Source organism: Rhodospirillaceae bacterium (assembly GCA_016712715.1).
Classification (GTDB): Bacteria; Pseudomonadota; Alphaproteobacteria; order Dongiales; family Dongiaceae; genus Dongia.
The window spans coordinates 545,984-568,594 of the sequence record JADJQM010000003.1 but is presented as its reverse complement, the minus strand read 5'-3'; the positions used below and the strand labels follow the sequence as shown (position 1 = coordinate 568,594).

The window sequence follows — 22,611 nt, the reverse complement described above, 5'->3', positions numbered from 1 at the left end:
CGGCTATTCCTTGACCGCGCCGGTCATCGACGAGACGTAATGCTCGACGAAGAAGGAATAGAGGATCACCACGGGGAGCGAGCCGATGAGGGCACCTGCCATGAGCGAGCCCCATTCATAGACATCGGAGCGCACCAGTTCGGTGAGCACCCCCACCGGCACCGTCTTGTTCTCGGAAGACTGGATGAAGGTGAGGGCGTAGATGAACTCGTTCCACGACAGGGTGAAGGCGAAGATGCCGGCGGAGATGAGGCCGGGCACCGCCAAAGGCAGCACGATCCGCGTCAGGATCTGCCAGCGTGTCGCACCGTCGATGAGGGCGCATTCCTCGAGCTCGTAGGGGATCGAGCGGAAATAGCCCATGAGCAGCCAGGTGCAGAACGGGATGAGGAAGGTCGGATAGGTCAGGATGAGCGCGAATTTGGTGTCGTAGAGGCCGAGGGTTGAACACCATCACGGCAAGCGGAATGAACAGGATCGAGGGCGGCACGAGATAGGCCATGAAGATGCCGAGGCCCACTTGCCGGGCGCCTTGGAAGCGCAGCCGTTCGATGGCGTAGGCCGCGAAGACGGAGGCCGCCAGCGACAGGATCGTCGCCACCACCGAGATCACGACCGTGTTCCACAACCAGCCCGGATAGGAGGTGTCGAACAGCAGGTATTTGATGTGGTCGAGGGTCGGTTCCACCACCCAGAAGGGGCTGAAATTCTTGTAGTCGGTCAGTTCCTGGTTGGGCTTCACCGCGGTGATCGCCATCCAGTAGAACGGGAACAGCAGCACGAAGACGAAGACGGCGAGCGGCAGGTAGATGGTGACGAGCCGCCGCGGCAGACGGTTGAGGTAAGTCATGCCGCCGTCGTCGCCCGTCTTGATATTCACGGCCATCACTCACCCCCGCCTTGTTGCCAGCGGCGGCGCTGCAGGCCGAAGAAGCTGAAGAGAATGGCTGCCAGCAGGAACGGGATCATGGCGACGGCGATGGCAGCCCCCTCGCCGAGATTGCCGCCGGAGATGCCGCGCTGGAAACTGAGTGTCGCCATGAGATGCGTAGCGTTCACCGGACCACCGCGCGTCAGCACATAGATGAGCTGGAAATCGGTGAAGGTGAAGAGGACCGAGAAGGTCATCACGATGGCGATGATGGGCGTCAAGAGCGGAAAGGTCACGAAGCGGAAGCGCTGCCAGGAGCCGGCGCCGTCGAGCGTCGCTGCCTCATAGAGCGAGGGCGGAATGGTCTGCAGGCCGGCCAGCAACGTGATGGCGACGAAGGGAATGCCGCGCCAGACATTGGCTGCGATCACCGAGGCGCGCGCATTGTTGGGATCGCCGAGGAAATTGATCGGCTGGTCGATGATGCCCCAATCCACCAGCACCCAGGAGACGATCGAGAACTGCGCGTCATAGATCCACCAGAAGGCGATGGCGGAGAGCACGGTGGGGACGACCCAGGGCAGCAATACGATGGCGCGGAAGAAGGCCTTGAACGGCAGATTCTCGTTGAGCAGCAGGGCCAGCCATAGGCCGAGGGCGAATTTCAGGGCGGAGGCGACGCTGGTATAGAGCAGTGTGTTGAAGACCGAGAGCCAGAACACGCTGTCATCCAGCAGATATTCGTAATTCTCGAGGCCGATGAAGATGCCGGGGCGGCCGATCTTCTCATCGGTGAAGCCCAGCCAGATGCCCAGGCCCAGCGGATAGGTGAGGAACAGCAGCAGGAGGATTGCGGCCGGCAGCATGAAAAGGAAGCCGAGCGCGCCGCGGCTCTCGCCGATGCGGGCGAGGAGCGGCTTGCTGCGGTGGGTGGTTGCGGTCATCGGAATTCGGTACCTGACTTCGAGAAGGCGCCCCTCACCCCAACCCCTCTCCCCATTTCAGGGGGGCGAGGGGCTTTGAGCATACTCATCGGCTCCCTCGCCCCGCGACCCCGCCGACGAAGGTCGGCATTCGCCTCCGGGCGGGGAGAGGGTGGGGGTGAGGGGGGCTTGCTTCCAGCAAAACATCAGTTGCTCTCAAAAATGCCGCTTCGAAAAGAAGAGCGACTGATGGCGCCCAGTACCAGAGGGCGCCACCAGTCGCGTGCGACGCGTCAGACGCGGTAATAGCGGTTGATGCGCTTCTCGGCTTTCTCGATGGCTTCCGCCGGGGTGGCGGCGCCGGTCACGGTTTCGGCGAAGAGATCGACCAGGACATAGTCGGCCATCACCGCCGCCGAGGCATAGCCCAGCGGGCCGGCATAGCCGTTCGGCCGCAGGGTGGCGGACGCCTTGGCGTAAGGCGCGTAGTTGCGGTCGGAGGTCCAGATCGGGTTGGAGTCATAGGATTTCAGCGTCTGGCAGCAATAGCCGGACGAGCCCTGGAGCCAATTGTCCATCTGCTCCTGTTCGAACATGAAGCGCAGATACTCGCGCGCCGCGTTCGGGTACTTGGTGTATTTGAAGATGACCGAGCTGGTGACCTGGTAGAGCTCGATCGACTTGCCGACGGGGCCGATCGGCAGCGGGCAGGTGCGGATGTCGGCGGCGAGCTCGGCCTGGGCCGGATCGTTCTTGGGCGTGTAATAGGCCGAGATGCCGTTGGCGATGACCGACAATTCACCGGCCAGGAAGGCGCGGTTGTTGTTGACGTCGAGCCAGCTCTCGGTGCCCGGGATGAAAGTCTTGTAGAGCTCCTGGGCGTATTCGATCGCTTTCATGGTCTCGGGGCTGTTGATGGTGCCATTGCCCTTTTCGTCTACCATCTGGCCGCCATGGCTCCACAGCAGCCAATGGCCGTAGTTGTTGCCGTCGCCGACACCATGGCCATGGGTGAAGCCGACCGGATGGCCGCTCTTCTGCATGGCTTTGCACAGTTCCAGGAAGTCGTCGGTCTTGGTCGGGAATTCCGACCAGCCGGCGGCCTTGACCCAGCTTTCGCGGTAGACGATGGCGTTGCCGATGGTGGCGGTGGGCAGGCCGATGAACTTGCCGTCACGCGAGGCGTAATCCTTCGGGCCCTGATGCCAGCCGCCATATTTGTTGCCGAGATAGTCGGCCAGCTCGGTCACATCGAGGAGCTTGTCGGGATATTGATGGGGGTCGTCGAACCAGACCATCATGAGATCTGGGCCGGAGCCGACATTTGCAGCCACCGCAGCCTTGGGCCGGATGTCTTCCCAGCTTTCCTTGTCGACGCGGACTTCGACACCGGTCGCTTCGGTGAATTTCTTGGTGTTGGCGAGCCAGGCTGCCTCGTCACCCTTCACGAAGGGCGACCAGCGCAACAGGCGCAAGCTTGCGCCTTCTTCCGGCTTGTAGCTGAGATCCTGGGCAAAGGCTTTGCGGCCGCCGAGCAGAGAGGGTGCCAGGCTCGCGGCGCCGATACCGGCCGTGGTTTTCAAAAGGTCGCGTCTGGTGAAACTCATGGTCCTAATCCTCCATCTGGGTTCGTTTCTTGTGACTGACGATCTTCCGTCTTTTCCCACTCCGACAGTCAGCAGCCTTAGAGACGCGCACCGGATTCCGCATCGAAGAGATGCGTAAGGCCCGGTAGCGGCTTCAGCCCGATCTTTTCGCCGGGCTTGAACATGTGGCGTTCGCGGAACACGGCGACGATTTCCTCGCCGCCTTGCAAGCGCGCATTGACCTGCACCTCGGAACCGGTCGGTTCGACCACCACGACTTCCGCCGTGAGGCCGCCCTCGCCGAGGGTGAGATGTTCCGGGCGCACGCCGAGCGTGACCTCGCGGCCCTGATGGCGTGCTGCATCGGCGTCGAGTGCCAGGCGCAGGCCGCCGCTGCCCGTCAGCATGCGGCCATCGGCCCCTTCGATGCGGCCGGGAATGAAGTTCATCGCCGGCGAACCGATGAAGCCCGCCACGAAACGGTTGCAGGGCCGATCGTAAAGCTCAAGCGGCTGGCCGATCTGCTCGACCTTGCCATCATGCATGACGACGATCTTGTCGGCCATGGTCATGGCTTCGATCTGGTCGTGGGTGACGTAAACGGTGGTTGTCTTCAAGCGCTGATGCAACTCCTTGACCTCGGCGCGCATGGCGACGCGGAGCTTGGCATCGAGATTGGAGAGCGGCTCGTCGAACAGAAACACCTGCGGATCGCGCACGATGGCGCGGCCCATGGCGACGCGCTGGCGCTGGCCGCCCGAGAGCTGGCGCGGGAAGCGGTCGAGATAGGGGGTGAGGCCGAGAATACCGGCCGCCTGGTTGACGCGGGCGTCGATCTCGGCTGCCGGCGCCTTCTTCAGCTTCAGGGAGAAACCCATATTGGCGCCCACCGTCATATGCGGATAGAGCGCATAATTCTGGAACACCATGGCGATGTCGCGTTCCTTGGGCGGCACATCGTTGACCACGCGGCCGCCAATGGCAATTTCGCCCGAGGTGATGCTTTCAAGGCCGGCGATCATGCGGAGCAGGGTGGATTTGCCACAACCGGAGGGCCCCACCAGAATGACGAATTCGCCATCCGCGATATCGATCGACACACCGTGTAGAATTTGCGCCGGCCCAAATGCCTTGCGCACGTCGCGGATTCCGACTGCCGCCATCCGTATCAATCCTCCCGTCAACCGCGCCGTTATTCGATCGGTCCGGCCGGCTTTCCGCCGATTAACCCTGACCAAGCGCTGGTTATTAAGTATGACAATATAGGTCGCAAAATGACAGCGCAACCAAAGAACACCCGCCAAGGCTATTTTACAGTCGCATAAGGCGGATTTCCGAGGTTCTCAGCGGTTCAGGCGCTTGACGATGAGTACCTGGCCAGCCCGTGCCGCGGTAGCTGCCTCGTGGTTTTGAGTGTGCGTGCGTTCGTGGCCGCCTGTCGAATCACGAGACTATCGGCCGGAGCGAGAGGCGATCGTGATACTCATTCTCACACCTAAGTCCGTCGAAAACGAAAAATAGTGACCATATCCACAGGTCTCGGCGAAATGCCACTTGCCCACTTTCCGGCAACCTCACACCATGAACCTCACCACAACCAGTGAGGGATTAAGTAAAATGCAAACAATCGCTCTGACTTGCGTGGGTCTCGCGGCTCTCAACGGGACTGTGCTGATGTCGACCTTGTGGTACATGGCCTCGACCGGCAACCGGCCCGGCTGGTTACCGAAATCCCTGGTGGAGCCGCCTCAGGCGCCGAACCTGTCCCAGCCGTAAGGGGCCAGCAGCGGATCGCGCCCCGCGCCCAGGATCTCGGCCGCGCCAAACCGGCCGAGGATGGGGGCGAGGGTGATGCCGGAATGAGTCATGGCGAGATAGAGACCGGGGCGGGCTGGCCCCAGGATCGGAAAGCCATCCGCCGGCATCGGCCTGTAGCCGATCTGATATCGATCGTAAGCAAGCGCCTCGCTCGTCTTCAGCAGGCGCTGCAGGCCCGCGAATACCGTGGCGGCCGTGGCGGCGGCGTCACGGCCAGGATCCGAGCCGCCGAAATCGGCACCCGCCAGCAGGCTGCCATCAGCCAGCTGGCGGACATGCATCGAGGGTGACATGACGAGGCCGTTGAGGAGCTTCGCATGGGGCTTGGTCGCCACCAGCAGGCCCGGCGGCGTCGACATCGGCACAACGATGTTGGCGGTGGCGGCAAGGGTCGCGGTCTCGGCTCCCGCGGCGATGACGATGGTGTCGGCACGCAGGCGGCCGGAAGCGGTGACAATGCCGGTGACGCGGCCGGCTTCGACATCAAGCGACAGCACGCGTTCCCGGCGCAGGATGGCGCCCTGGCTTTGTGCGGCGGCCACAAGCGCCAGCGCCGTCGCGGTGGGATCGACAGCGCCTTCCTCGGCGACATGCAGGGCGAAGTCCGGCGGATTGTTCAGCGCCGGTTCGAGCCGCAGCGCCTCGGGCCCGTCCACGGCGCGGATGCCATAGCCCCAGCTCCCATGTTCGGCGGCATAGGCTTCGAGTTCCGGGCGCGGCAGATCCCAGATGAGGCCACCCGTCCAATCGACCTTGATCTCCGGCACCTCGGCGGCGAGGCGGCGCCAATCGGCCATCGATTGCCGGCGCAGGCGGAAATAGGGTTCGGGATTGCCCCAGCTTGCATTGATCCAGGCCCAGGAGTTGCGCGTGGCGATGCCGCCGGGCTCCGCTCCTTCGATGAGGGTGGTGCGGGCGCCGCTCCTGGCCAGGTGAAAAGCGAGCGAAGCACCGATGATGCCGGCGCCGATGACGATGATGCTGGGTTGGTCGGGCATGGATTGTGCGGGCTTGGATTGGTTGGGCATGTTGCTCTCGTGGCAGGCGGGAGCGGCAGTGTGGGTGATCTGGCGGGTGCCAGGCAAGCCCCAGGCAAGCCCGAGACGAAAATCCCCGCCGACATGACTGGCGGCGGGGATTGTCAGATGCTGTTCGAGGAAGCGCCGATCCTAGATCGAGGCGACCTTTTTCTTCAGGATGTCGATCAGGGCCTGGACCTTGCCGCCGTTCGAGCTGATGACCGAGGCGAATTCCTGGCGGTGGGTTTCAGCGAGGCTCAAACCCTCGACGCGGACGTCGGTGATCATATTGTTGCCGCCATTGGTGTTGACGTCCCAATCGACGCGGGGTTCGCCTTCGGCGCCCTTGACGATGGTGAAGACGGTCGAGGTGTCGCCGTTCTCGCGTACCTTCTGGACGGCCAGCGACTGGCCGGAATATTCGGCAAAGCGCTTGCCGTAGAAGGCGCTCATGTATTCGGTGAAGACCGCGACATAGGCCTGCTGCTCTTCCGGCGTCGCCAGCTTCCAATAGAGACCCAGCGTATGCTTGGCGAGCTTGGGCATGTCGAAATACTTCTGCAGGATCGGCAGCAGCTTGGCCGCACGTTCCTTGTCGGTGCCGGCCGAAGTGAGTTCGGTGATGGCCTGCTGCGAGAGCGAGTTGATGAACGCCTCAAGACTGGCCTGATCGGCCGAGGCAAGTGGCTTGAATGTGGAAACGGCGGCGGCAAATGCCGCCGCCGCCAGAAGGGATCTACGAGTCAGCATGGAAGTTAGAAAGCCTCCGAGAGCTGGTCGCCCGTCGTCGCCGGCTGCGGCGTCGCTGCCGAGGGAGCCGTGGGCAGCAGGACGGACGGCACTTCCGCGCCATCTTCCGGGATCATCTCCTCGTTGGTCACCTTGCTGATCACCGCTTCCGGATCCTCGCCATTGGCGATGGCGTCGTTGCGGTGCTGGCGATAGAGGCTGCGGATGGTCGCATAGAAGTCGACCGAGCCCTTTTGCAGTTCGGCGATCGTCTCAAGGTTGCGGGCGCGCGTATCGATGCCCTCGACCATGAAGCGGGTCGTGTTGATCCAGGAGACGTTATAGACGTAGCCGACCCAGGTGAGCGGATCGAGGACGTAGTCCACGAGCTTGCCGCCGGCGTCGCGCGGGTTGCTGGGGCCAAGCAGCGGCAGGTGCAGATAGATGCCCTCGCCCGAACCCCAGACTGCGAGGGTCTGGCCGAAATCTTCGTCGTGATAATTGATGCCGAACCAGCTGGCGGCATCGAGCAGGCCACCGACACCGAGCGTGGTGTTGATGAGGAAGCGCGACGCGGTCGTGCCGGCGCGGCTGCCTTCACCCTGGAAGAGGTCGTTGGCGAGGATCACCGGCGAGCGCAGGTTGCGGAGGAAGTTGCGGATGCTGTCCTTGGCCGGATCAGGCAAAGCGATGTTGTAATAGCCGGCGAACGGCTTCACGAGCAGTTCGTCGAGACCGTGGTTCACTTCAAAGAAGTAACGGTTCATCGGCTCCAACGGGTCGTTCGCCTCGTTGAACGCCTGAACAGCGGCTTCGTCGCTGGGATCCGGCGCCGTCGCGCAGCCGGCAGCCAAGAGGCCCAGCGCCACCGAGGTGACAGCCAGCGTCTTCTTCGTAAAATTCATGACCTTGAACATAGAACCCCTAACCCTTTCCGGTAGCCCGGTTTCGAAAAGTTGATCTGCTCTTCTAGCGAACCGTTGCACCGTCCCCCAAAGCGACCTCCGTCTTCCCCGGTCGCAAAATCTGAACGTGCTGGTCCCAAGTCCCCGTCGATCCATCCGCGCCATGATGACGGTGCAGCCAAGCCACATCGTCGCTGTCACATTGTCCCGGCGAAAACTTAACCGACCGTGAACCGCCCATCGGACGGACTCGGATCGGCCAACCCGTGCGCTTTGATAACACACGTGTTTTAAGAGCGAAAGGCGAGTCAGGACAGCGCCTTACGCAACCTTGACAGTGATGTGACAAAATTGCCGCAGGACACGCGGGATTCCTGGTAATCTTTCCTAAGAAAGGCCGAATTTCCGTCCAGGGCGGCGCGATGGCGCCCCGGAAGCCCGCCTGGTTTCCCGGCAATGCCACATTTTTGGGCAAAAATACCGGGGCATTCCCAAATCCTCACACCAGAATTTGTGGAAGCCGCCTTCGAATTTCTTCGCTCAGGCTTCGTTTTTTTTGGCCGACCGAGCCTTAAGCCAGCTCTTCGGCGTGGTGGCAGGCGACCGCGCGGCCTGCGACGGGGCGGAGTTCCGGACGATCCACCGCGCAGATCTCGGTCGCATAGGCGCAGCGTTTGTGGAAGGCGCAGCCCGAGGGCGGGTCGAGCGGCGAGGGCAACTCGCCCTTCACGGTGAGGCGCTTCGAGCGCGCCTTGGGATCGACCGAGGGGGTCGCGGCCAGCAGGGCCACGGTATAGGGGTGTCGGGGGCCGGCGAAGATGACGTCCTGGGCCCCTGTTCCACCGGCCGCCCCAGATACATGACCATGACATCGTCGGCGATGTGGCGGACCACGCTGAGGTCATGGGAGATGAAGAGGTAGGCAAGGTTGAGCTCGGCCTGGAGATCCATGAGGAGATTGAGGACCTGGGCGCGGATCGAGACGTCGAGCGCCGAGACCGGCTCGTCAGCCACGACGATGCGGGGGCTGAGCATGAGCGCGCGGGCGATGGCGATGCGCTGGCGCTGGCCGCCGGAGAACATGTGCGGATAGCGGCTGTACTGTTCGGGGCGAAGGCCGACCTTCGCCATCATGGCGCGGGCGGCTTCGGCCCGGGCGGCGGCGTTGAGGCTGGTGTTGATCTCAAGCGGTTCCTCAAGGATCTCGCCCACCTGCTTCCTGGGGTTCAGGGAGCCATAGGGATCCTGGAACACCATCTGCACCTTGCGGCGCAGGGCCTTGACCGTTTCCGGGGAGGCGCTGGCCACATCGACGCCGTCGATGGCGAGGCTGCCGGATGTGGGCGTCTCGATCAGGGTCACGAGGCGGGCGAGGGTCGACTTGCCGCAGCCGCTTTCACCCACCACGGCGAGGGTCCTGCCGGCGGCCAAGGTGAAGCTCGCGCCGTTCACGGCCCGGAGCTCCGCATGGCCTTTCCACAGACCGCGACCGATGCGGTAATGACGGTGCAGTTCCTTGGCTTCCAGCACCAGGGGATTGCCGGCGCTCTGGTCGCGGACATCGATGAAGGTGTCGGTGGTGGTCGTCTGAGAGGTGGGGGACATCATGCAGCCTCCTGCGAGGAAGGTCGGTTTGTGGGTACGCCGGCCTCCAGCGGATAGTGGCAGCGCACACGGCCGCCGGTCGCGGTCAAGGAACTGTGCGTGGTGAAGGCCGGCTGTTCGGCACGGCAGCGCGCATCGGCAAAGCCGCAACGCGGGTTGAAGACGCAGCCCGTGGGCCGGTCGAGAATGCCGGGGACGACGCCGGGGATGGTGGAGAGGCGACGCTTGCCGACACTGCGTTCCGGCAATGCTTCGAGGAGTGCCGCGGTATAGGGATGATGCGGGTTGGCGAAGAGGTCCGCGGCCTTCTGCTCCTCGACCTGCTGGCTCGCATACATCACCATGACGCGCTCGGCCGTTTCGGCGACCACACCCATGTCATGCGTGATCAGCACCAGCGCCATGCCGCGCTCGCGCTGCAGCCTGACGAGGAGATCGAGGATCTGCGCCTGGATGGTGACGTCCAAGGCGGTGGTCGGTTCGTCGGCGATGAGGAGGCGCGGGTTGCAGGCGATCGCCATGGCGATCATGACGCGCTGGCACATGCCGCCGGAGAGCTGGTGCGGGAAACTGTCGAGGCGGGTGGACGCTGCCGGGATGCCGACCTGTTCGAGGAGTTCCACGGTGCGGTCGCGACGTTCGCGGCGCGAGCCGCCTTCATGGACCTGCAGCGTCTCCATGATCTGGAAGCCGACGGTGAAGCAGGGGTTGAGGCTGGTCATCGGCTCCTGGAAGATCATGGCAATGTCCTTGCCGACGATCTTCCTGCGCGCGGAAGGCTTCAGGGACATGAGATCGATTCCGTCGAACATCATGCGGTCGGCGGTGACCTTGCCCGGCCAGGGGATAAGGCCCATCACCGCCAGCATGGTGACGCTCTTGCCGGAGCCGGATTCACCGACGACGCCGAGGAGTTCGCCCTTGTCGAGGTCGAGATCGATGCCGTCCACCGCGCGGAACGGGCCGCTATGGGTCTGGAACTGGACCGAGAGATTGCGGATTTCGAGTAGTGCCATGATCGCTTCCCCTCAGCGCTTCAGCTTCGGGTCAAGCGCATCGCGCAGCCCGTCGCCCATGAGGTTAAAGGCCAGCACCGTGATGAGGATGGCAAGACCCGGGAAGGTCACGACCCAGGGCGCACGCTGCAGGAACTTCAGACTGTCGGCCAGCATGGTGCCCCATTCCGGCGTCGGCGCCTGCGCGCCCAGCCCCAGGAAGCCCAAGGCGGCTGCGTCGAGGATGGCGGTCGAGAAGGAGAGCGTCGCCTGCACGATCAGGGGGTGCCATGCAATTGGGCAGCACGGTGTCCAGCATCAGGCGCCTTGTTGAGGCACCGGCGACGCGGGATGCCGTCACGTAATCCTTGGAGAGTTCAGTGAGCACCGCCGCGCGTGCCAAGCGCGCATAGTGCGGCACATAGGTGATGGCGATGGCGATCATGGCCTTGGCGATATCGGGCTTGCCCATGATGGCGACGATGACGATCGAGAGCAGGAGGCTGGGGATCGAGAGGATGATGTCCATGAAGCGCATGATCGCGATGTCGACCACACCCTTGAAGAAGCCGGACATGAGGCCGAAGAAGATCCCTAAGGCCAGCGAAATGGTGACGACGATGCAGCCGATGATGAGCGAGAGCCGCGCCCCATGGATAATGCGCGAGAGCATGTCGCGGCCGACATCGTCGGTGCCCAAGGGGAAAGCCCAGGAGCCGCCCTCGACCCAGGCTGGCGGCTGCAGGAAGTTGTCGCGGAACTGCTCAACCGGGCTGTAGGGCGCCACGATGTCGGCGAAGATCGCGGTCAGGATCAGGAACACGATCACGATGAGGCCGGCCATGGCGCCCTTGTTGGCGCGCATGGAGAGCCAAATCTCGCGGCGGGGCGAGACGACCTTGGGTGCGGCGGTGGCGGGTGCGGTGGTCATCTGATGATCCTCAACGCTTGTGCCGGATGCGGGGGTTGAGGAATCCGTAGAGCAGATCGACCCCGAGATTGATCGCCATGACGAGGCTCGCAATAAGCAGCACACCGCCCTGGAGCGCCGGATAGTCGCGGCGGTTGATGCTTTCCACCAGCCATTTGCCGATGCCGGGCCAGGAGAAGGTGGTTTCAGTGAGGACCGCGCCGGCCATCAGCACGCCGACCTGGAGGCCGATCACGGTCACGACGGGAATGAGCGCATTGCGCAAGGCATGCACGCCGACGACGCGCCAGGTGGACAAGCCCTTGGCGCGGGCGGTGCGGATGTAATCCTCGCCCAGCACTTCCAGCATGGCAGAGCGCGTCATGCGCGCGATCACAGCCAGCGGAATGGTACCGAGCACGATGGTGGGGAGGATGAGATGGGAGAAGGCGGAAGTGAGAGCGCCTTCCTCGTCGCTCATGAACGCATCGTAGATCATGAAGCCGGAAGTGCCTTCGAAGAAGAAATCATTGCCGATGCGACCCGAGACCGGGGTCCAGCCGAGGCCGACCGAGAAGGTGAGGATGAGCAGCAGGCCCCACCAGAAGATCGGCATCGAATAGCCGGTGAGCGACGCCCCCATGATGGCGTGATCGAAGATCGAGCCGCGCTTCACGGCGGCGATGATGCCGGCCGGCAGGCCGACGCCCAGCGCCAGCACCATGGCGAAGAAGGAGAGTTCGAGGGTGGCCGGGAACAGGGCCAGGAATTCGTCCAGCACCGGCCGATGGGTGATGACCGAGGTGCCGAGATCGCCCTGCAGCACGCCGCCCACATAGTCGAAGAACTGCACGTAAAGCGGCCGGTCGAGGCCCATGTCATGGAGCAGCTGGGCGTGACGCTCGGGCGAAATGCCTCGTTCGCCGACGCGCACTTCGACGGGATCGCCGGGGACAAGGCGGATCAGGATGAAGGCCAGGAAGACGATCCCGAGAAAGGTCGGGATGACGAGGCTGGCGCGGGTCAGGAGGAAACGGACCATGAGCTGACTATATCACAAAAAAAAGAGACGGCGGGGAGCCTTAGACGCTCCCCGCCGCCCGGTGGTTGCTAAAAACCTACTCGTCGATATCAACGCCTTCGAAGATATGCGTGCCGAGCGGGTGGATCTTGTAGCCCTTCACCTTCTTGCTCATCGGCATGTAGACGACCGAATGCGCAATCGGCACCCACGGCGCTTCCTCGTGGAAGATCGCCTGGGCCTGCTTGTAGAGCTCGGTGCGCTTGGAGACGTCCGAGATGGCAGCGGCTTCGTCGATCAGCTTGGTGAAGTCCTCGTTGCACCATTTGGCGATGTTCTGACCGCCGTCACGGGCCGAGCCGCAGGACAGCAGCACGCCGAGGAAGTTGTCGGGATCACCATTGTCGCCGGTCCAGCCGAGCATGCCCGTGAGGTGCTCGCCCGCCTGCAGACGCTTGCGGTATTCGCCCCATTCATAGGTCTTGAGTTCGGCGGTGACGCCGATCTTGGCCAGATCCGCCTGCATCAGTTCGGCGACCTTCTTGGCGTCCGGGTTATACGGACGCTGCACCGGCATGTACCAGAGGTCGATCGAGAGATCCTTCACACCGGCTTCGGCCAGCATGGCCTTGGCCTTTTCCGGATCGTAAGCATAGGCGGTGACGCTGTCGTCATAGGACCAGATGGTCGGCGGGATCGGGTTCTTGGCCGGCTGGCCAGCGCCCTGATAGACCGCCTTCACGATGGCGTCCTTGTCGAAGGCCATGTTGAAGGCCTGACGCACCAGCTTGTTGTCGAACGGCGCCTTCTTCACGTTGAGGGCGAGGTAGCCGACATTGAGGCCTTCCTGCTCCTGCACGTTGAGCGAGGGTTCCGCCTTCAGCTTCTCGACATCGGCCGGGCCCGGATAAGGCGCGATATCGCATTCGCCAGCCAGCAGCTTGGCGGTGCGAACGGCCTGGTCGGGGGTGATGGCGAAGATCAGCTTGTCGATCGGCTGCTTGCCACGGAAGTAGTTGACGTTCGCCTTGTAGAGAATGCGCGCGTCCTTCTCATAGGCCTGCAGGATGAACGGGCCTGTGCCGATCGGCTCCTGGTCGACGCGTTCCGGCGTGCCGGCCTTGAGCATCGCTGCCATATACTCGGCCGAGTGGATAGCCGCGAAGTCCATCGCCATGTTGGCGATGAAGGGCGCGTTCGGCTTGGTGAGCGTGAACTTCACGGTGAGGTCGTCGACCTTGTCGATCGACTTGATCAGGTCCGGCATACCCATGTCGTTGAAGTAGTCATAGGCGCCGCCCGACACCTTGGCGTAGGCATCGTCGGCCTTCCACATGCGGTTGAAGGTGGCGATGACGTCATCGGCGCTGAAATCGCGCGTCGGCGCGAAATCGCCGCGGGCATGGAACTTCACGCCGGGCTGCAGCTTGAAGGTGTAGGTGAGGCCGTCATCCGAGACTTCCCAGGATGCGGCGAGACCCGGCTTCACTGTAGTGGTGCCGGGTTCGAATTCGACCAGGCGATTGAAGATCGGATAGGCGGTGTCGAAGTTGGTGCCGGTGGTGTTGATCTGTGGGTTGAAATTCTCCGGGCTGCCTTCCGAGCAATAGACCAGAGTTTTGGCTTCAGCGGCGACGGCGCCGAAACCGACAACAAGCGCTGCGGCCGCAACGGCCCCAAGCAGGCGATGTTTCATCGTGGATTCTCCCAAAAATAAAGCAGTGATAGGGCAGCCCGCTGTTTAAGCCCCATCTCTTCATTCATTGGGGGGCTGCCTTGCGGAAAAACCTAGGCTTGATGAAAGGTATAAGTCAACGATGCCCTTGACCGTCTGGTTACAATTCCGGCGTGCGTCCGGTGCTTCCACCCATTCGCCGGGTTATTCCACCAGATTGCCGGGGCTGCCCAAACGTAAAAGTATTAAGGGCCGCCTTGACCGAGACAGGGGCGGAAGGGCATCGTCGCGCCATGAAGATCACGCCCGATTCCCCGATTCCCGCCCCGTTCGTCAGCCTCGGCCAGAAGGTCCTGCCCGGCTGGATCGACGGCAACGACCATATGAATGTCGGCTATTACCTGCTGGCTTTCGATGCCGGCTTCGACACGACCTATGAAGCGGTGGGCATGGGCTACGACCTCATCAAGACGCACGGCTTCTCGACAATGACGGTCGACACGCATGTCTCCTATCACCGCGAGCTGTTGCTGGGGGCGCCACTGCGCATCACCTGCCAGCTGGTCGATTGCGACCCCAAGCGCGCGCATTGGATCCAGGCGATGTATCACGCCGAGGAAGGCTATCTGGCGGCGACCGCCGAATGGCTGATTATGTCGATCGACATGAACAAGCGCCGCGTGGCGGCAATGCCGGCCGAGATTTATGCCAGGCTGGAGCAGGTGAAGGCGGCCCATGCGGGCCTCAGCCTGCCGGTGCCGCTTGGGCGCACGATTTCGATCCGCAACCGCAAAGGCTGACGCAGCCGGTTATTCGCCGGCGACGGCCTTCAGTTCATCGAGCAGTTCGGGGGTGGCGCGGCCATCCTCGGGGAGGCCCGCCGCCTGCTGGAAGGCGCGGATGGCCGCCTCGGTCTCGCTGTCCAAGACGCCGTCGGCCGGGCCGGGGCCAAAACTGAGGATGCCCAGCAGGCGTTCGATCTCCTGTACCTGGGCGTTCACTTCCGGGGCCCGTTCCGCCGGGATCTGTTCCGCCGGGACCGGTTCCGCTGGGCTCGGTTCCTGGGAGGCAGGCGCGGTTGCAGCGGGGACGCCGACATCGTGCCATATAATCAGGGTGATGCCGATCGCCATGGCGACGACGGCAGTGGCAACGCCTAAATTGATCATCAGGCGACGCCCGGGAATCGGTTGAAACCGCTGCGCCGAGGCGATCGGCGGCACTCAGCCGCACGCCGAGCCTGGGGCTCCGCACCTCATCCATCCGATTCACTCCCGCCTGATCCAGCCTGCGCGGGGGAGCATAGGGTTGATGGGGGGCCGGAGCAAGATTCGGGCTGCGCCGCAGGCTGCCAATCTGGTGTGCGACCGGCGTTTTTTTGGCGGATTCCGGCCATGCGGCCAGCCTTAACGCATGCCTTGCGCGTGGCCGGGGCTTTGCATATGTTACGCCCGCCGCGCGACCCCCCGACCGGGGAAGCCGCAGATTGGGGCGTAGCCAAGCGGTAAGGCATCGGTTTTTGGTACCGACATTCCCAGGTTCGATCCCTGGCGCCCCAGCCACACTCTCTACGAGTGTGTATATCAAGAGATACAATCAGGAATTGTGCCGTGCTTCCGGGGGTTAGCCGGTAGATCACCGCCGCGCATAACAGAGATCTCGAGAAAATCAGGCTTTTCGGCGCTTTCTCGCGTTCCCGTCTCTGAATGCCAAAATTCCGGTTATGGCTCGTGGGCTGAATGGCTACAGATCATGAGCCAAAGCGCGCTCTTATCACCCGACATAAGACCAGCTTGGTGAGAGTGTTCGGCGTGAGGGCGCACGAGCTCAAGCCGGCGCGATGAAGAAAACGCGCGAGGCTAGATGATCAGCAGTGCCCGCTGTTCTTCCCAAGATAGTGGTAGCGGGCAAGCACGCTTCAGCGCCTCTGGCGTCAGGCGCATCGGCTGGGTCCCGGCGACAATCATCTCAGTGATGTTCGGCGCCAAGAATGCGAGCGAGATCTTTTTGCTGATATAGGGCGCGCTGACGCCAGATATTCGTGCGAGGTCTGCGATGCTGGCAACGCGCCGGTTGGTGAGATCATTGAACCACTGACGCGCCTGAACAAGCTCGCACCAAGCGGCTGTCGACCTTGGCATCTTTTGCATCGTCTTGGCCGATCACGAGCCGGACTTCCTTGCCACAACGGATGAACTGACCGAAGACCTTGATCTCGATCGGTTGCTGAGATTGGTCGGCCTCGCTGGCTTGGCCGAGTAAAAGTGACATGAGGCGAGCAGGCTGAGCTTTAATTACGATGGTCTTCTTCGCCACCACGATGCGATCGATGACGGTGGGAATAAGGCCAGTGTTATGGGCCAGTTCCTCCTCGATCATTTTGGCGAGGTTGCCGGCCAATGAGGTGAAACGCTGGAACTTCGTGACGTCGACACGGGCTTTGAATGTTTGGTCCAGCCAATGCTGGTCCCGTAGATGATGGGTGAGGGACTGAACGACGACCTTCTCCAGATCCGATGCCGGAATGCGAAAGCCGTCTCCTGCCTGGGTGGGGCCTCGCATCTTGGTCGCCGAGACATAGTAGCGGTACTTCCGACCCTTCTTATTGGTATGGCTTACCTGCAGCGAGACGCACTCTTCATCAAAGACCAGGCCTTTCAGAAGGGAAGTGGACGGTCGCTTGGTGCGGGCAGCCTCGCCAGGTCCCTGGGCATTGAGGGCAGCTTGGACCTCCTGAAACAGATCTTCCGGCACGATGCGCGGATGCTCGCCGGGGTACAGCTCCCCCTTGAACAAGACCATGCCCCGGTAGACCTGGCCGGTCAGGATGTAGCCCAGGGCGCCCCGGCCGATGACGCAGCCGCCAAATGGCTGGCCATCGGTCCCGATATGGACCTTTGACCGGATGCCGGCCTTCTTGAGGTCGGTTTGAAGGGCGTTGAGCGATCTGAGCTCCAGATAGCGGCGATAAATGTGCCGGACGGTCTCGGCCTCCGGTTCGTTAACGGCCAGCTTCCGGTCTTTGACGTCATAGCCGATGGGTGGTCGTCCACCCATCCATGCCCTGGCGCTTGGAAGCAGCGATCTTGTCACGGATGCGCTCTCCGGCCACCTCGCGTTCGAACTGGGCGAAAGGGACGAATAGCAGCAATGCCGTCGTTGCGATAATAGCGGCCGTCGCAATGGGTATTGTTACTGTGATTTTTATGGCGCTTGGGATGAAGCCATAGAGTGACCTCGGCGGAGAGACCAATGTTAGTCGAAGTGGTGAGCGGGATCCCTCGATATGCCAGCTAGAGGTACGTCCGACGAATACTACGTGATCGACCTTTGCGACGATGTTCTTGGATGTAAGGCATCGCGGCAGCATCGGTTCGATTTTCTTCTGGGTGATCCCAGCATCCTATCTGGGAGATGTGCACGACTCCCTGTTGATGCTTACTATCGTGAAATGAGCTTAGTTGTAGAGTTTGTGGAGCGTCAGCATTCTGAAGAAGTTCCGTTCTTTGATCGGCGGATTACCGGTACTGGTGGGCCAGATCAGAGCAAAGGAAAATCTATGATCAGCGCCGGGCGACAGTTCTCCCTCTTCATGGAATTCGGCTTGTAACTATATCCGTTAGTGAGTTTGCTCAGCGCCGACAAAGGATTCTGCGAAGTACGGAAAGCGATAGATTAACGATAAAAAGTCGACTCAGAGATTTTCTGTAACCTCCTGCAAGATCGCTTAAGCAAATGCTTTCAACTAACTCGTGGACAACAAGTGCCGTTGTCGTGAGTATTGATCGGGGCGGCTTCTCTATGCCGCGCGGAGCATTAAGCCATGGATAGGAAGTTCACTCACACATTCAATCCAAAAGCTGAAGACCCAACTGAAGGGGCACAGATCTCTCTCAGTGTTGAGAGTATCGAAAACGCGGGCCTGCGTGAGGTACTGCAGACGCCAGGTGCAAAGTTTGGAACATGGGCACTTCTTGAGAGCCTTCTTGCGCCCACAGATTCCTTTTCCTTCATTGAACCACTTGGTCAAGCACGGGAGGTAAAAGTTGCTCTGTCGGGCTTATTTGGACGTTCTGTTGCTCGTGCGTATCTGGAAAAATATTTCAACTCAGCAGCTTTTAATCATGTCTCGCCGTCATTTCTCTTGAACAAGAAGAAGAACATATGGGTCATGCGTGCAAGAAAAGGTGATTTACCGGATTGGGTGGTTACCAACTCGTCTTACAATGAGATTCTGATTGCGGAAGCCAAGGGGTGTCACGATCGCGCCGGACCAAAAAAGTCGCTAGCACGCGCATGGAAGCAAACAACTCGGAGCAAGGTCGTTCTCAATGGTAAGCGAGTTCCCGTTAAACGGATCGCTATAACCACTCGCTGGGGATACGAAAATCCATCTGTGTCTGAGCCGATTATTAGTGTGCATGATCCTTTAGATGATGGTGACAATATTTCACCAGAAGAGATGGACGCTGTTCACATAGGTCTCGTTCGGCTGCATCTAGCAAATCTATTGGAGCCGCTAGGCTACGAGTCCATCGCCCGTGCACTGATCAACCTTACTGAGTCTGATGAAGCGACTGATAAGATGATCGCCTTACAGGAAGTAGAGCATGCCGGGAAGCGCGTCCGACTGAAGACGCCTAGTGGCGAAGAAAGGGACGATTTGATTGGGCGTGTTGTCACGCGAGCTGGTGTCGTCAAAGCGCGCGAAGTGACAATCCAAGATCAAGAGGTGCTGTCGAAACTTGATTTTCGACCGACATTTGTTGGCATCGGTAGGAAAAAACTTGTCAGTGCGATTGCAGGCAAGCTTGATAGCATTCGCAGCGCAACCAGAGCTCATCCAGATGACAAAAGTCTATCCACGTCGCATTGGACTGACGACGATATCAGAGGAGTAGTCATTCCTTTAGGGCCAGAACATTCAAGTATTCTAGATGATTAGAGAGCACGACTTACGTACAGGACCGAATAGCACTAGTCCCTTCGCATACGTAGCAACCGACGCCGTGAGAAGCAATGTTGCTGCTGTACGAAAACGACGAACCCGTCGAAAACACGTCGTCAACGATCAGCAGTGAGCGAATACTTGGTGGGATGGACTGCTCACTCAGTTCGAGTGGTGAGAAATACCGTCTGAGTCGCACCGGCACCCGCTTCGCTTCAAACGAGTGAGATCCTTGCGATTTGGCTAGGCGCCGACATTCCTTCTGATAGATCTCGCGCTGCGGCTCCGAGATTTCGAGAATGCTGGGCGCGACGGCGAGGACCTCGGCGTTGCTCCGTTTCCGGAGAAGCTGCAGTATCGGCGGATGGCCTGGTAGCCTCGCTTGCAACACGTGACATATACGCATCACCAGATCGCTGGTGCTTGGCATCGGCACGATCGCGTCACAATCCAGTAGCCAGCAGTCCCGCGAACCGATTTGAACAGCTCGCCTAGTCAGTTCCAGCTTATCGGTCCTAGAGATATCAAAACCATTTGTGCGCTTGAGGGCAGCCGGGAGAGCACTGCTTCTTGCCGGGCGATTACTGGGCATGCGGGCGAATAGGTAGGTAACCGGAATAGTGGCTTGCAGTTGAGGAAGCTTGGACGCGCGCAAACAACCCGTCATCGCCTCCGGTCAAGATCGCGCCATCGGGCGCCTGCGCCAAAGAGAGGATCGCGCCCCGGTGGACGTTCACGACTTTCGGCTCTTCATCAGGCCGAAAAATGCGAAGTCGTCCATCGCCCCATGCGGAGACGACGGCATCGCCAACGCAGATACTTCCGACTGGAACGGCACCAGTCTGGAAGATTCGTCCGCGTTGCTCGACATCGGCCCGGAGCATACTGATGCTCGTATCGCGTATCATGCTGCGCGACAGGCCTCGAACCCCTCGCGCAGGCCCATTTCGTCAAGATTGCGCCCGATAAAGACCAATTTCGAGTTGCGCGCTTTCCCGTCAGGCCAGGGGCCGAGAAAGCTGCCATCCGTCAGCATATGAACCCCGTGCACGACATAGCGCTGATCCTCTCCCTGAAAGTCTAGGATGCCCTTGGATCGAAGGATGTCTTGCCCTCTCTCGCGGATCAGTCGCCCGAACCAAGTACTGAATGCGTTCGGGTCCAGCGGTGCCTCGCTGTGCAACGAGACGGACGTAATCTCCTCATCGTGCTCATGTTCGTGCTCCTCGATCAGGAAGCCGGGTTCGATTTCGAGAACGCGATCGAGGCTGAAGGCATCAAGTCCGAGAACCTGATCGAGGTCGACCGCACATTTTTCCGTGCGAACGATTTTCGCATACGGGTTGATCGCGCGGATGCGCACCTCGGTCGCCTTCAGTGCTTCCTCCTGTGCAAGATCGACCTTGTTCAGCAGAATCACGTCTGCGAAGGCGATCTGCTCGGCTGCCTCATGTGCCTCGTCCAAATGGGTTGAGAAATTCACCGCGTCGACCACTGTCACGATGGCGTCGAGACGGGTTTTCCCGGAAACATCCTGGTCGACATAGAAAGTTTGGGCGACCGGCGCCGGATCAGCCATTCCGGTCGTTTCGACGATGATGCCGTCGAAGTCCTTGCGCTTCATCAATCCGGACAGAATCCGGATCAGATCCCCTCGGACAGTGCAGCAGATACAGCCGTTGTTCATTTCGAAAATTTCTTCATCGGCATCGACAACAAGCTCATTGTCGATGCCGGTCTCGCTGAATTCATTGACGATGACAGCAAATCGCCTGCCATGCTGCTCGGTCAGAATCCGGTTGAGAAGCGTGGTCTTACCGGCTCCGAGGAAGCCGGTCAGCACGGTCACCGGGGTTTGCTTGTTCATGATTTCTCTTTCCTCGGTTTAGGTTAGTTTTGACGTGTGCCGTTTGCCCTTTGCCGCGCGAGCACCAGCGCCGGCCAGGGGTGTGCTCAACTCCGTTCAGCGCGTATCCCACCGTGGCAAGCGTCTATTGCTGGGTGTGGCTGGACTTATCGGAAAGAGCTGTCTGCGCCAATGTTTCCAGAATGTGGGAGGCGCCGAGCGGGCCATACAGCGCCACCAGCCTCGGCACGAGTTCTGTCGTCATCGCCGCGAGCACACTGTGGTTCGGCAGCTTTTCGAACGCGCAATCATCCAGCGCCAAGCAAAAGAGTTCGCGGGCCCTCGCGAACCCGGCCGGCAGCACGGCCTCGTCAGTTCCAAGGGGGAGCGGGCAGGGAGGCTCAGCGTTCATGTTCCCTCGACGCGAAGGTAGTTTATGAATATGTAACGTTATAACATAATAATTTCAAGGCAAACAGAATCCGCCGTCGCCAGGGCACTCATCACGGTGCTGGCCTAAAGTTTCGTCGTTGCGTTGGTTGTCTCGTTTCCGGCCCTTGCCCGGACGCTGGATTTCTCGTCGTCCCAAAATGTCGCACCGCTCAATCCGCAAGGTTGTTCGCCCAGCCAGATGTTCGCACAACCCATGGTCTACAAAGTAGAGGTTACAGGGCTGGGGGAAGGGAGGGTTTTGATCCCGTCATCGGCTGACGTGTGGAGACGAGATCAAAACCCAACAACCCTGATCCTCAGTTCCCCGTGATGGCCTTCTTCAGGGTCGCGACGTTGTGGTTCATCATGTCGATATAGGTGGCGGCCGGTTCCGACGGGCCGGAGAGCGCATCGGAATAGAGCGTTCCGCCGACCTTGAGACCCGTTTCGGCCGAGATCTGGTCGATCAGCGCCGTGTTGGTGATGTTCTCGACGAAGAGAGCTGACGCCTTGTCTTCCTTGATCTGGTCGATGAGCTTTGCGACGTCCGCGGCCGACGCCTCGGCCTCGGTGGAAATGCCTTCCGGCGCCAGGAATTTGAGGCCGTATTCGTGCTCGAAATAGCCGAACGCGTCATGTGAAGTGATCACGGTCCGCTTGTCGGCCGGAATGTCGGCGAGCTCGGCCTTGACGCTCGTCTCCAGCGCCTTCAGCTTGGCGAGATAGGCCTCGGCGTTGGATTTATAAACATCGCACCCGGCCTGATCGACGGAGCAGAAGGCGGCCGAGATGTTGGTGACATAGATCTCGGCATTGTGGACCGATTGCCAGGCATGGGGATCAAATTCACCGTGGTGATGATGTCCCTCCTCATGCTCGTGCTCCTCCTCATGCTCGTGATCATGATCGTGGCCTTCCGCGGCCTCGCCCTCATGCTCATGTTCATGCTCGTGCTCTTCATCCATTGCCCTCAGTGGCTCGACGCCCTTGGTGAGTTCCACGATCGGCGCCTTGGTCTCGCTGGCCTCGACCAGACGATCCAGGAATCCCTCGAATTGCAGACCGTTCACGAGAACGACATCGGCCTCGCTGAGGGCCGCCCCGTCCGCCGGCTTCGGCTCGTAGACATGGGCGTCGCCATCTGGGCCGACCAAGGTCGTGAGATCGATACGGTCACCGCCGACATTCTTGGCAAAGTCGGAGATGATCGAGAAGGTCGAGACGACCTTGAGGTTGTCGGCCGCCGCACTCTTGATGAAGAGAGACGAGAGGGTGGCGATCGTCGCCGCCGCTGCGATGGATGCTATCTTTGACATGGGTCACTCCTT

Annotated in this window: 16 protein-coding genes, 1 tRNA gene and 4 pseudogenes; 4 read left to right on the top strand and 17 right to left on the bottom strand. The window is 60.9% G+C overall.

What is annotated here, in order from left to right; genetic code table 11:
* Positions 1 to 3 precede the first annotated feature (3 nt).
* The 12 genes and pseudogenes from IPK59_20430 to IPK59_20375 form a co-directional block, all read right to left on the bottom strand.
* A pseudogene (locus IPK59_20430) lies at positions 4 to 886 on the bottom strand (carbohydrate ABC transporter permease).
* Positions 886 to 1,815: a sugar ABC transporter permease gene (locus IPK59_20425; GenBank protein MBK8161020.1), complete on the bottom strand. Its 930-nt coding sequence runs from the start codon at positions 1,813 to 1,815 to the stop codon at positions 886 to 888. The pseudogene IPK59_20430 and the gene IPK59_20425 overlap by 1 nt, the downstream one beginning before the upstream one ends.
* 272 nt (positions 1,816 to 2,087) lie before the next feature.
* A complete protein-coding gene (locus IPK59_20420; GenBank protein MBK8161019.1) occupies positions 2,088 to 3,401 on the bottom strand; it encodes a carbohydrate ABC transporter substrate-binding protein in 1,314 nt (437 codons plus the stop codon).
* Positions 3,402 to 3,478: 77 nt separating this feature from the next.
* The gene (gene ugpC / locus IPK59_20415; GenBank protein ID MBK8161018.1) at positions 3,479 to 4,543 is read right to left on the bottom strand and encodes a sn-glycerol-3-phosphate ABC transporter ATP-binding protein UgpC; all 1,065 of its coding nucleotides are present in this window, start codon (positions 4,541 to 4,543) and stop codon (positions 3,479 to 3,481) included.
* Between the two features lie 585 nt (positions 4,544 to 5,128).
* Complete coding sequence (locus IPK59_20410; GenBank protein ID MBK8161017.1) at positions 5,129 to 6,196, bottom strand: FAD-binding oxidoreductase; 1,068 nt, start codon at positions 6,194 to 6,196, stop codon at positions 5,129 to 5,131.
* Between the two features lie 171 nt (positions 6,197 to 6,367).
* Entirely contained in the window at positions 6,368 to 6,967 is a 600-nt protein-coding gene (locus tag IPK59_20405; protein MBK8161016.1) for an ABC transporter substrate-binding protein, read from the bottom strand.
* A 5-nt stretch (positions 6,968 to 6,972) separates the two neighbouring features.
* Entirely contained in the window at positions 6,973 to 7,863 is an 891-nt protein-coding gene (locus IPK59_20400) for a VacJ family lipoprotein (protein MBK8161015.1), read from the bottom strand.
* Between the two features lie 559 nt (positions 7,864 to 8,422).
* A pseudogene (locus tag IPK59_20395) lies at positions 8,423 to 9,456 on the bottom strand (dipeptide ABC transporter ATP-binding protein).
* The gene (locus IPK59_20390) at positions 9,456 to 10,472 is read right to left on the bottom strand and encodes an ABC transporter ATP-binding protein (GenBank protein MBK8161014.1); all 1,017 of its coding nucleotides are present in this window, start codon (positions 10,470 to 10,472) and stop codon (positions 9,456 to 9,458) included. Before IPK59_20390 ends, IPK59_20395 begins: the two are co-directional and overlap by 1 nt.
* A 12-nt stretch (positions 10,473 to 10,484) precedes the next feature.
* A pseudogene (locus IPK59_20385) lies at positions 10,485 to 11,382 on the bottom strand (ABC transporter permease subunit).
* A gap of 10 nt (positions 11,383 to 11,392) precedes the next feature.
* The gene (locus IPK59_20380) at positions 11,393 to 12,403 is read right to left on the bottom strand and encodes an ABC transporter permease subunit (GenBank protein ID MBK8161013.1); all 1,011 of its coding nucleotides are present in this window, start codon (positions 12,401 to 12,403) and stop codon (positions 11,393 to 11,395) included.
* A 76-nt stretch (positions 12,404 to 12,479) separates the two neighbouring features.
* Positions 12,480 to 14,078, bottom strand: coding sequence for an ABC transporter substrate-binding protein (locus IPK59_20375; GenBank protein ID MBK8161012.1), 1,599 nt, complete (start codon positions 14,076 to 14,078; stop codon positions 12,480 to 12,482).
* A gap of 272 nt (positions 14,079 to 14,350) precedes the next feature.
* Here IPK59_20375 and IPK59_20370 point away from each other — a divergent pair, with 272 nt between their 5' ends.
* Complete coding sequence (locus IPK59_20370) at positions 14,351 to 14,857, top strand: thioesterase family protein (protein ID MBK8161011.1); 507 nt, start codon at positions 14,351 to 14,353, stop codon at positions 14,855 to 14,857.
* 9 nt (positions 14,858 to 14,866) lie between these two features.
* On the opposite strand, the gene IPK59_20365 is transcribed toward IPK59_20370, so the two are convergent.
* Positions 14,867 to 15,226, bottom strand: a complete 360-nt coding sequence (locus tag IPK59_20365; protein ID MBK8161010.1) for a peptidoglycan-binding protein — start codon at positions 15,224 to 15,226, stop codon at positions 14,867 to 14,869.
* Between the two features lie 318 nt (positions 15,227 to 15,544).
* On the opposite strand from IPK59_20365, the gene IPK59_20360 reads away from it, so the two are divergent.
* A tRNA-Gln gene (locus IPK59_20360) sits at positions 15,545 to 15,619 on the top strand.
* Between the two features lie 520 nt (positions 15,620 to 16,139).
* Here the strand turns inward: IPK59_20360 and IPK59_20355 are convergent.
* Positions 16,140 to 17,150, bottom strand: a complete 1,011-nt coding sequence (locus IPK59_20355) for a recombinase family protein (GenBank protein ID MBK8161009.1) — start codon at positions 17,148 to 17,150, stop codon at positions 16,140 to 16,142.
* 193 nt (positions 17,151 to 17,343) lie between these two features.
* On the opposite strand from IPK59_20355, the pseudogene IPK59_20350 reads away from it, so the two are divergent.
* Together IPK59_20350 and IPK59_20345 are read left to right on the top strand one after the other, a co-directional pair.
* Positions 17,344 to 17,768, top strand: a pseudogene (locus IPK59_20350) (hypothetical protein).
* 112 nt (positions 17,769 to 17,880) lie between these two features.
* Entirely contained in the window at positions 17,881 to 19,002 is a 1,122-nt protein-coding gene (locus IPK59_20345) for a hypothetical protein (protein ID MBK8161008.1), read from the top strand.
* A 907-nt stretch (positions 19,003 to 19,909) separates the two neighbouring features.
* Here the strand turns inward: IPK59_20345 and IPK59_20340 are convergent.
* The 3 genes from IPK59_20340 to IPK59_20330 all read right to left on the bottom strand — a co-directional run bounded on the left by IPK59_20340 (position 19,910) and on the right by IPK59_20330 (position 22,599).
* Positions 19,910 to 20,872 carry a GTP-binding protein gene (locus tag IPK59_20340; GenBank protein ID MBK8161007.1) on the bottom strand — a complete coding sequence of 321 codons (963 nt, stop codon included), beginning with the start codon at positions 20,870 to 20,872 and terminating at the stop codon, positions 19,910 to 19,912.
* Positions 20,873 to 20,996: 124 nt separating this feature from the next.
* On the bottom strand, positions 20,997 to 21,173 hold the full coding sequence (locus IPK59_20335) for a hypothetical protein (GenBank protein ID MBK8161006.1): 177 nt from the start codon (positions 21,171 to 21,173) through the stop codon (positions 20,997 to 20,999).
* A 427-nt stretch (positions 21,174 to 21,600) separates the two neighbouring features.
* The gene (locus IPK59_20330; GenBank protein MBK8161005.1) at positions 21,601 to 22,599 is read right to left on the bottom strand and encodes a zinc ABC transporter substrate-binding protein; all 999 of its coding nucleotides are present in this window, start codon (positions 22,597 to 22,599) and stop codon (positions 21,601 to 21,603) included.
* Between the last annotated feature and the right edge of the window lie 12 nt (positions 22,600 to 22,611).

Excerpts from the sequence above, each read along its gene's own strand:
- IPK59_20425 (MBK8161020.1), bottom strand. The coding sequence starts at position 1,815 with ATGACCGCAACCACCCACCGCAGCAAGCCGCTCCTCGCCCGCATCGGC.
- IPK59_20420 (MBK8161019.1), bottom strand. The coding sequence starts at position 3,401 with ATGAGTTTCACCAGACGCGACCTTTTGAAAACCACGGCCGGTATCGGC.
- ugpC (MBK8161018.1), bottom strand. The coding sequence starts at position 4,543 with ATGGCGGCAGTCGGAATCCGCGACGTGCGCAAGGCATTTGGGCCGGCG.
- IPK59_20410 (MBK8161017.1), bottom strand. The coding sequence starts at position 6,196 with ATGCCCGACCAACCCAGCATCATCGTCATCGGCGCCGGCATCATCGGT.
- IPK59_20405 (MBK8161016.1), bottom strand. The coding sequence starts at position 6,967 with ATGCTGACTCGTAGATCCCTTCTGGCGGCGGCGGCATTTGCCGCCGCC.
- IPK59_20400 (MBK8161015.1), bottom strand. The coding sequence starts at position 7,863 with ATGTTCAAGGTCATGAATTTTACGAAGAAGACGCTGGCTGTCACCTCG.
- IPK59_20390 (MBK8161014.1), bottom strand. The coding sequence starts at position 10,472 with ATGGCACTACTCGAAATCCGCAATCTCTCGGTCCAGTTCCAGACCCAT.
- IPK59_20380 (MBK8161013.1), bottom strand. The coding sequence starts at position 12,403 with ATGGTCCGTTTCCTCCTGACCCGCGCCAGCCTCGTCATCCCGACCTTT.
- IPK59_20375 (MBK8161012.1), bottom strand. The coding sequence starts at position 14,078 with ATGAAACATCGCCTGCTTGGGGCCGTTGCGGCCGCAGCGCTTGTTGTC.
- IPK59_20370 (MBK8161011.1), top strand. The coding sequence starts at position 14,351 with ATGAAGATCACGCCCGATTCCCCGATTCCCGCCCCGTTCGTCAGCCTC.
- IPK59_20365 (MBK8161010.1), bottom strand. The coding sequence starts at position 15,226 with ATGATCAATTTAGGCGTTGCCACTGCCGTCGTCGCCATGGCGATCGGC.
- IPK59_20345 (MBK8161008.1), top strand. The coding sequence starts at position 17,881 with ATGGATAGGAAGTTCACTCACACATTCAATCCAAAAGCTGAAGACCCA.
- IPK59_20340 (MBK8161007.1), bottom strand. The coding sequence starts at position 20,872 with ATGAACAAGCAAACCCCGGTGACCGTGCTGACCGGCTTCCTCGGAGCC.
- IPK59_20330 (MBK8161005.1), bottom strand. The coding sequence starts at position 22,599 with ATGTCAAAGATAGCATCCATCGCAGCGGCGGCGACGATCGCCACCCTC.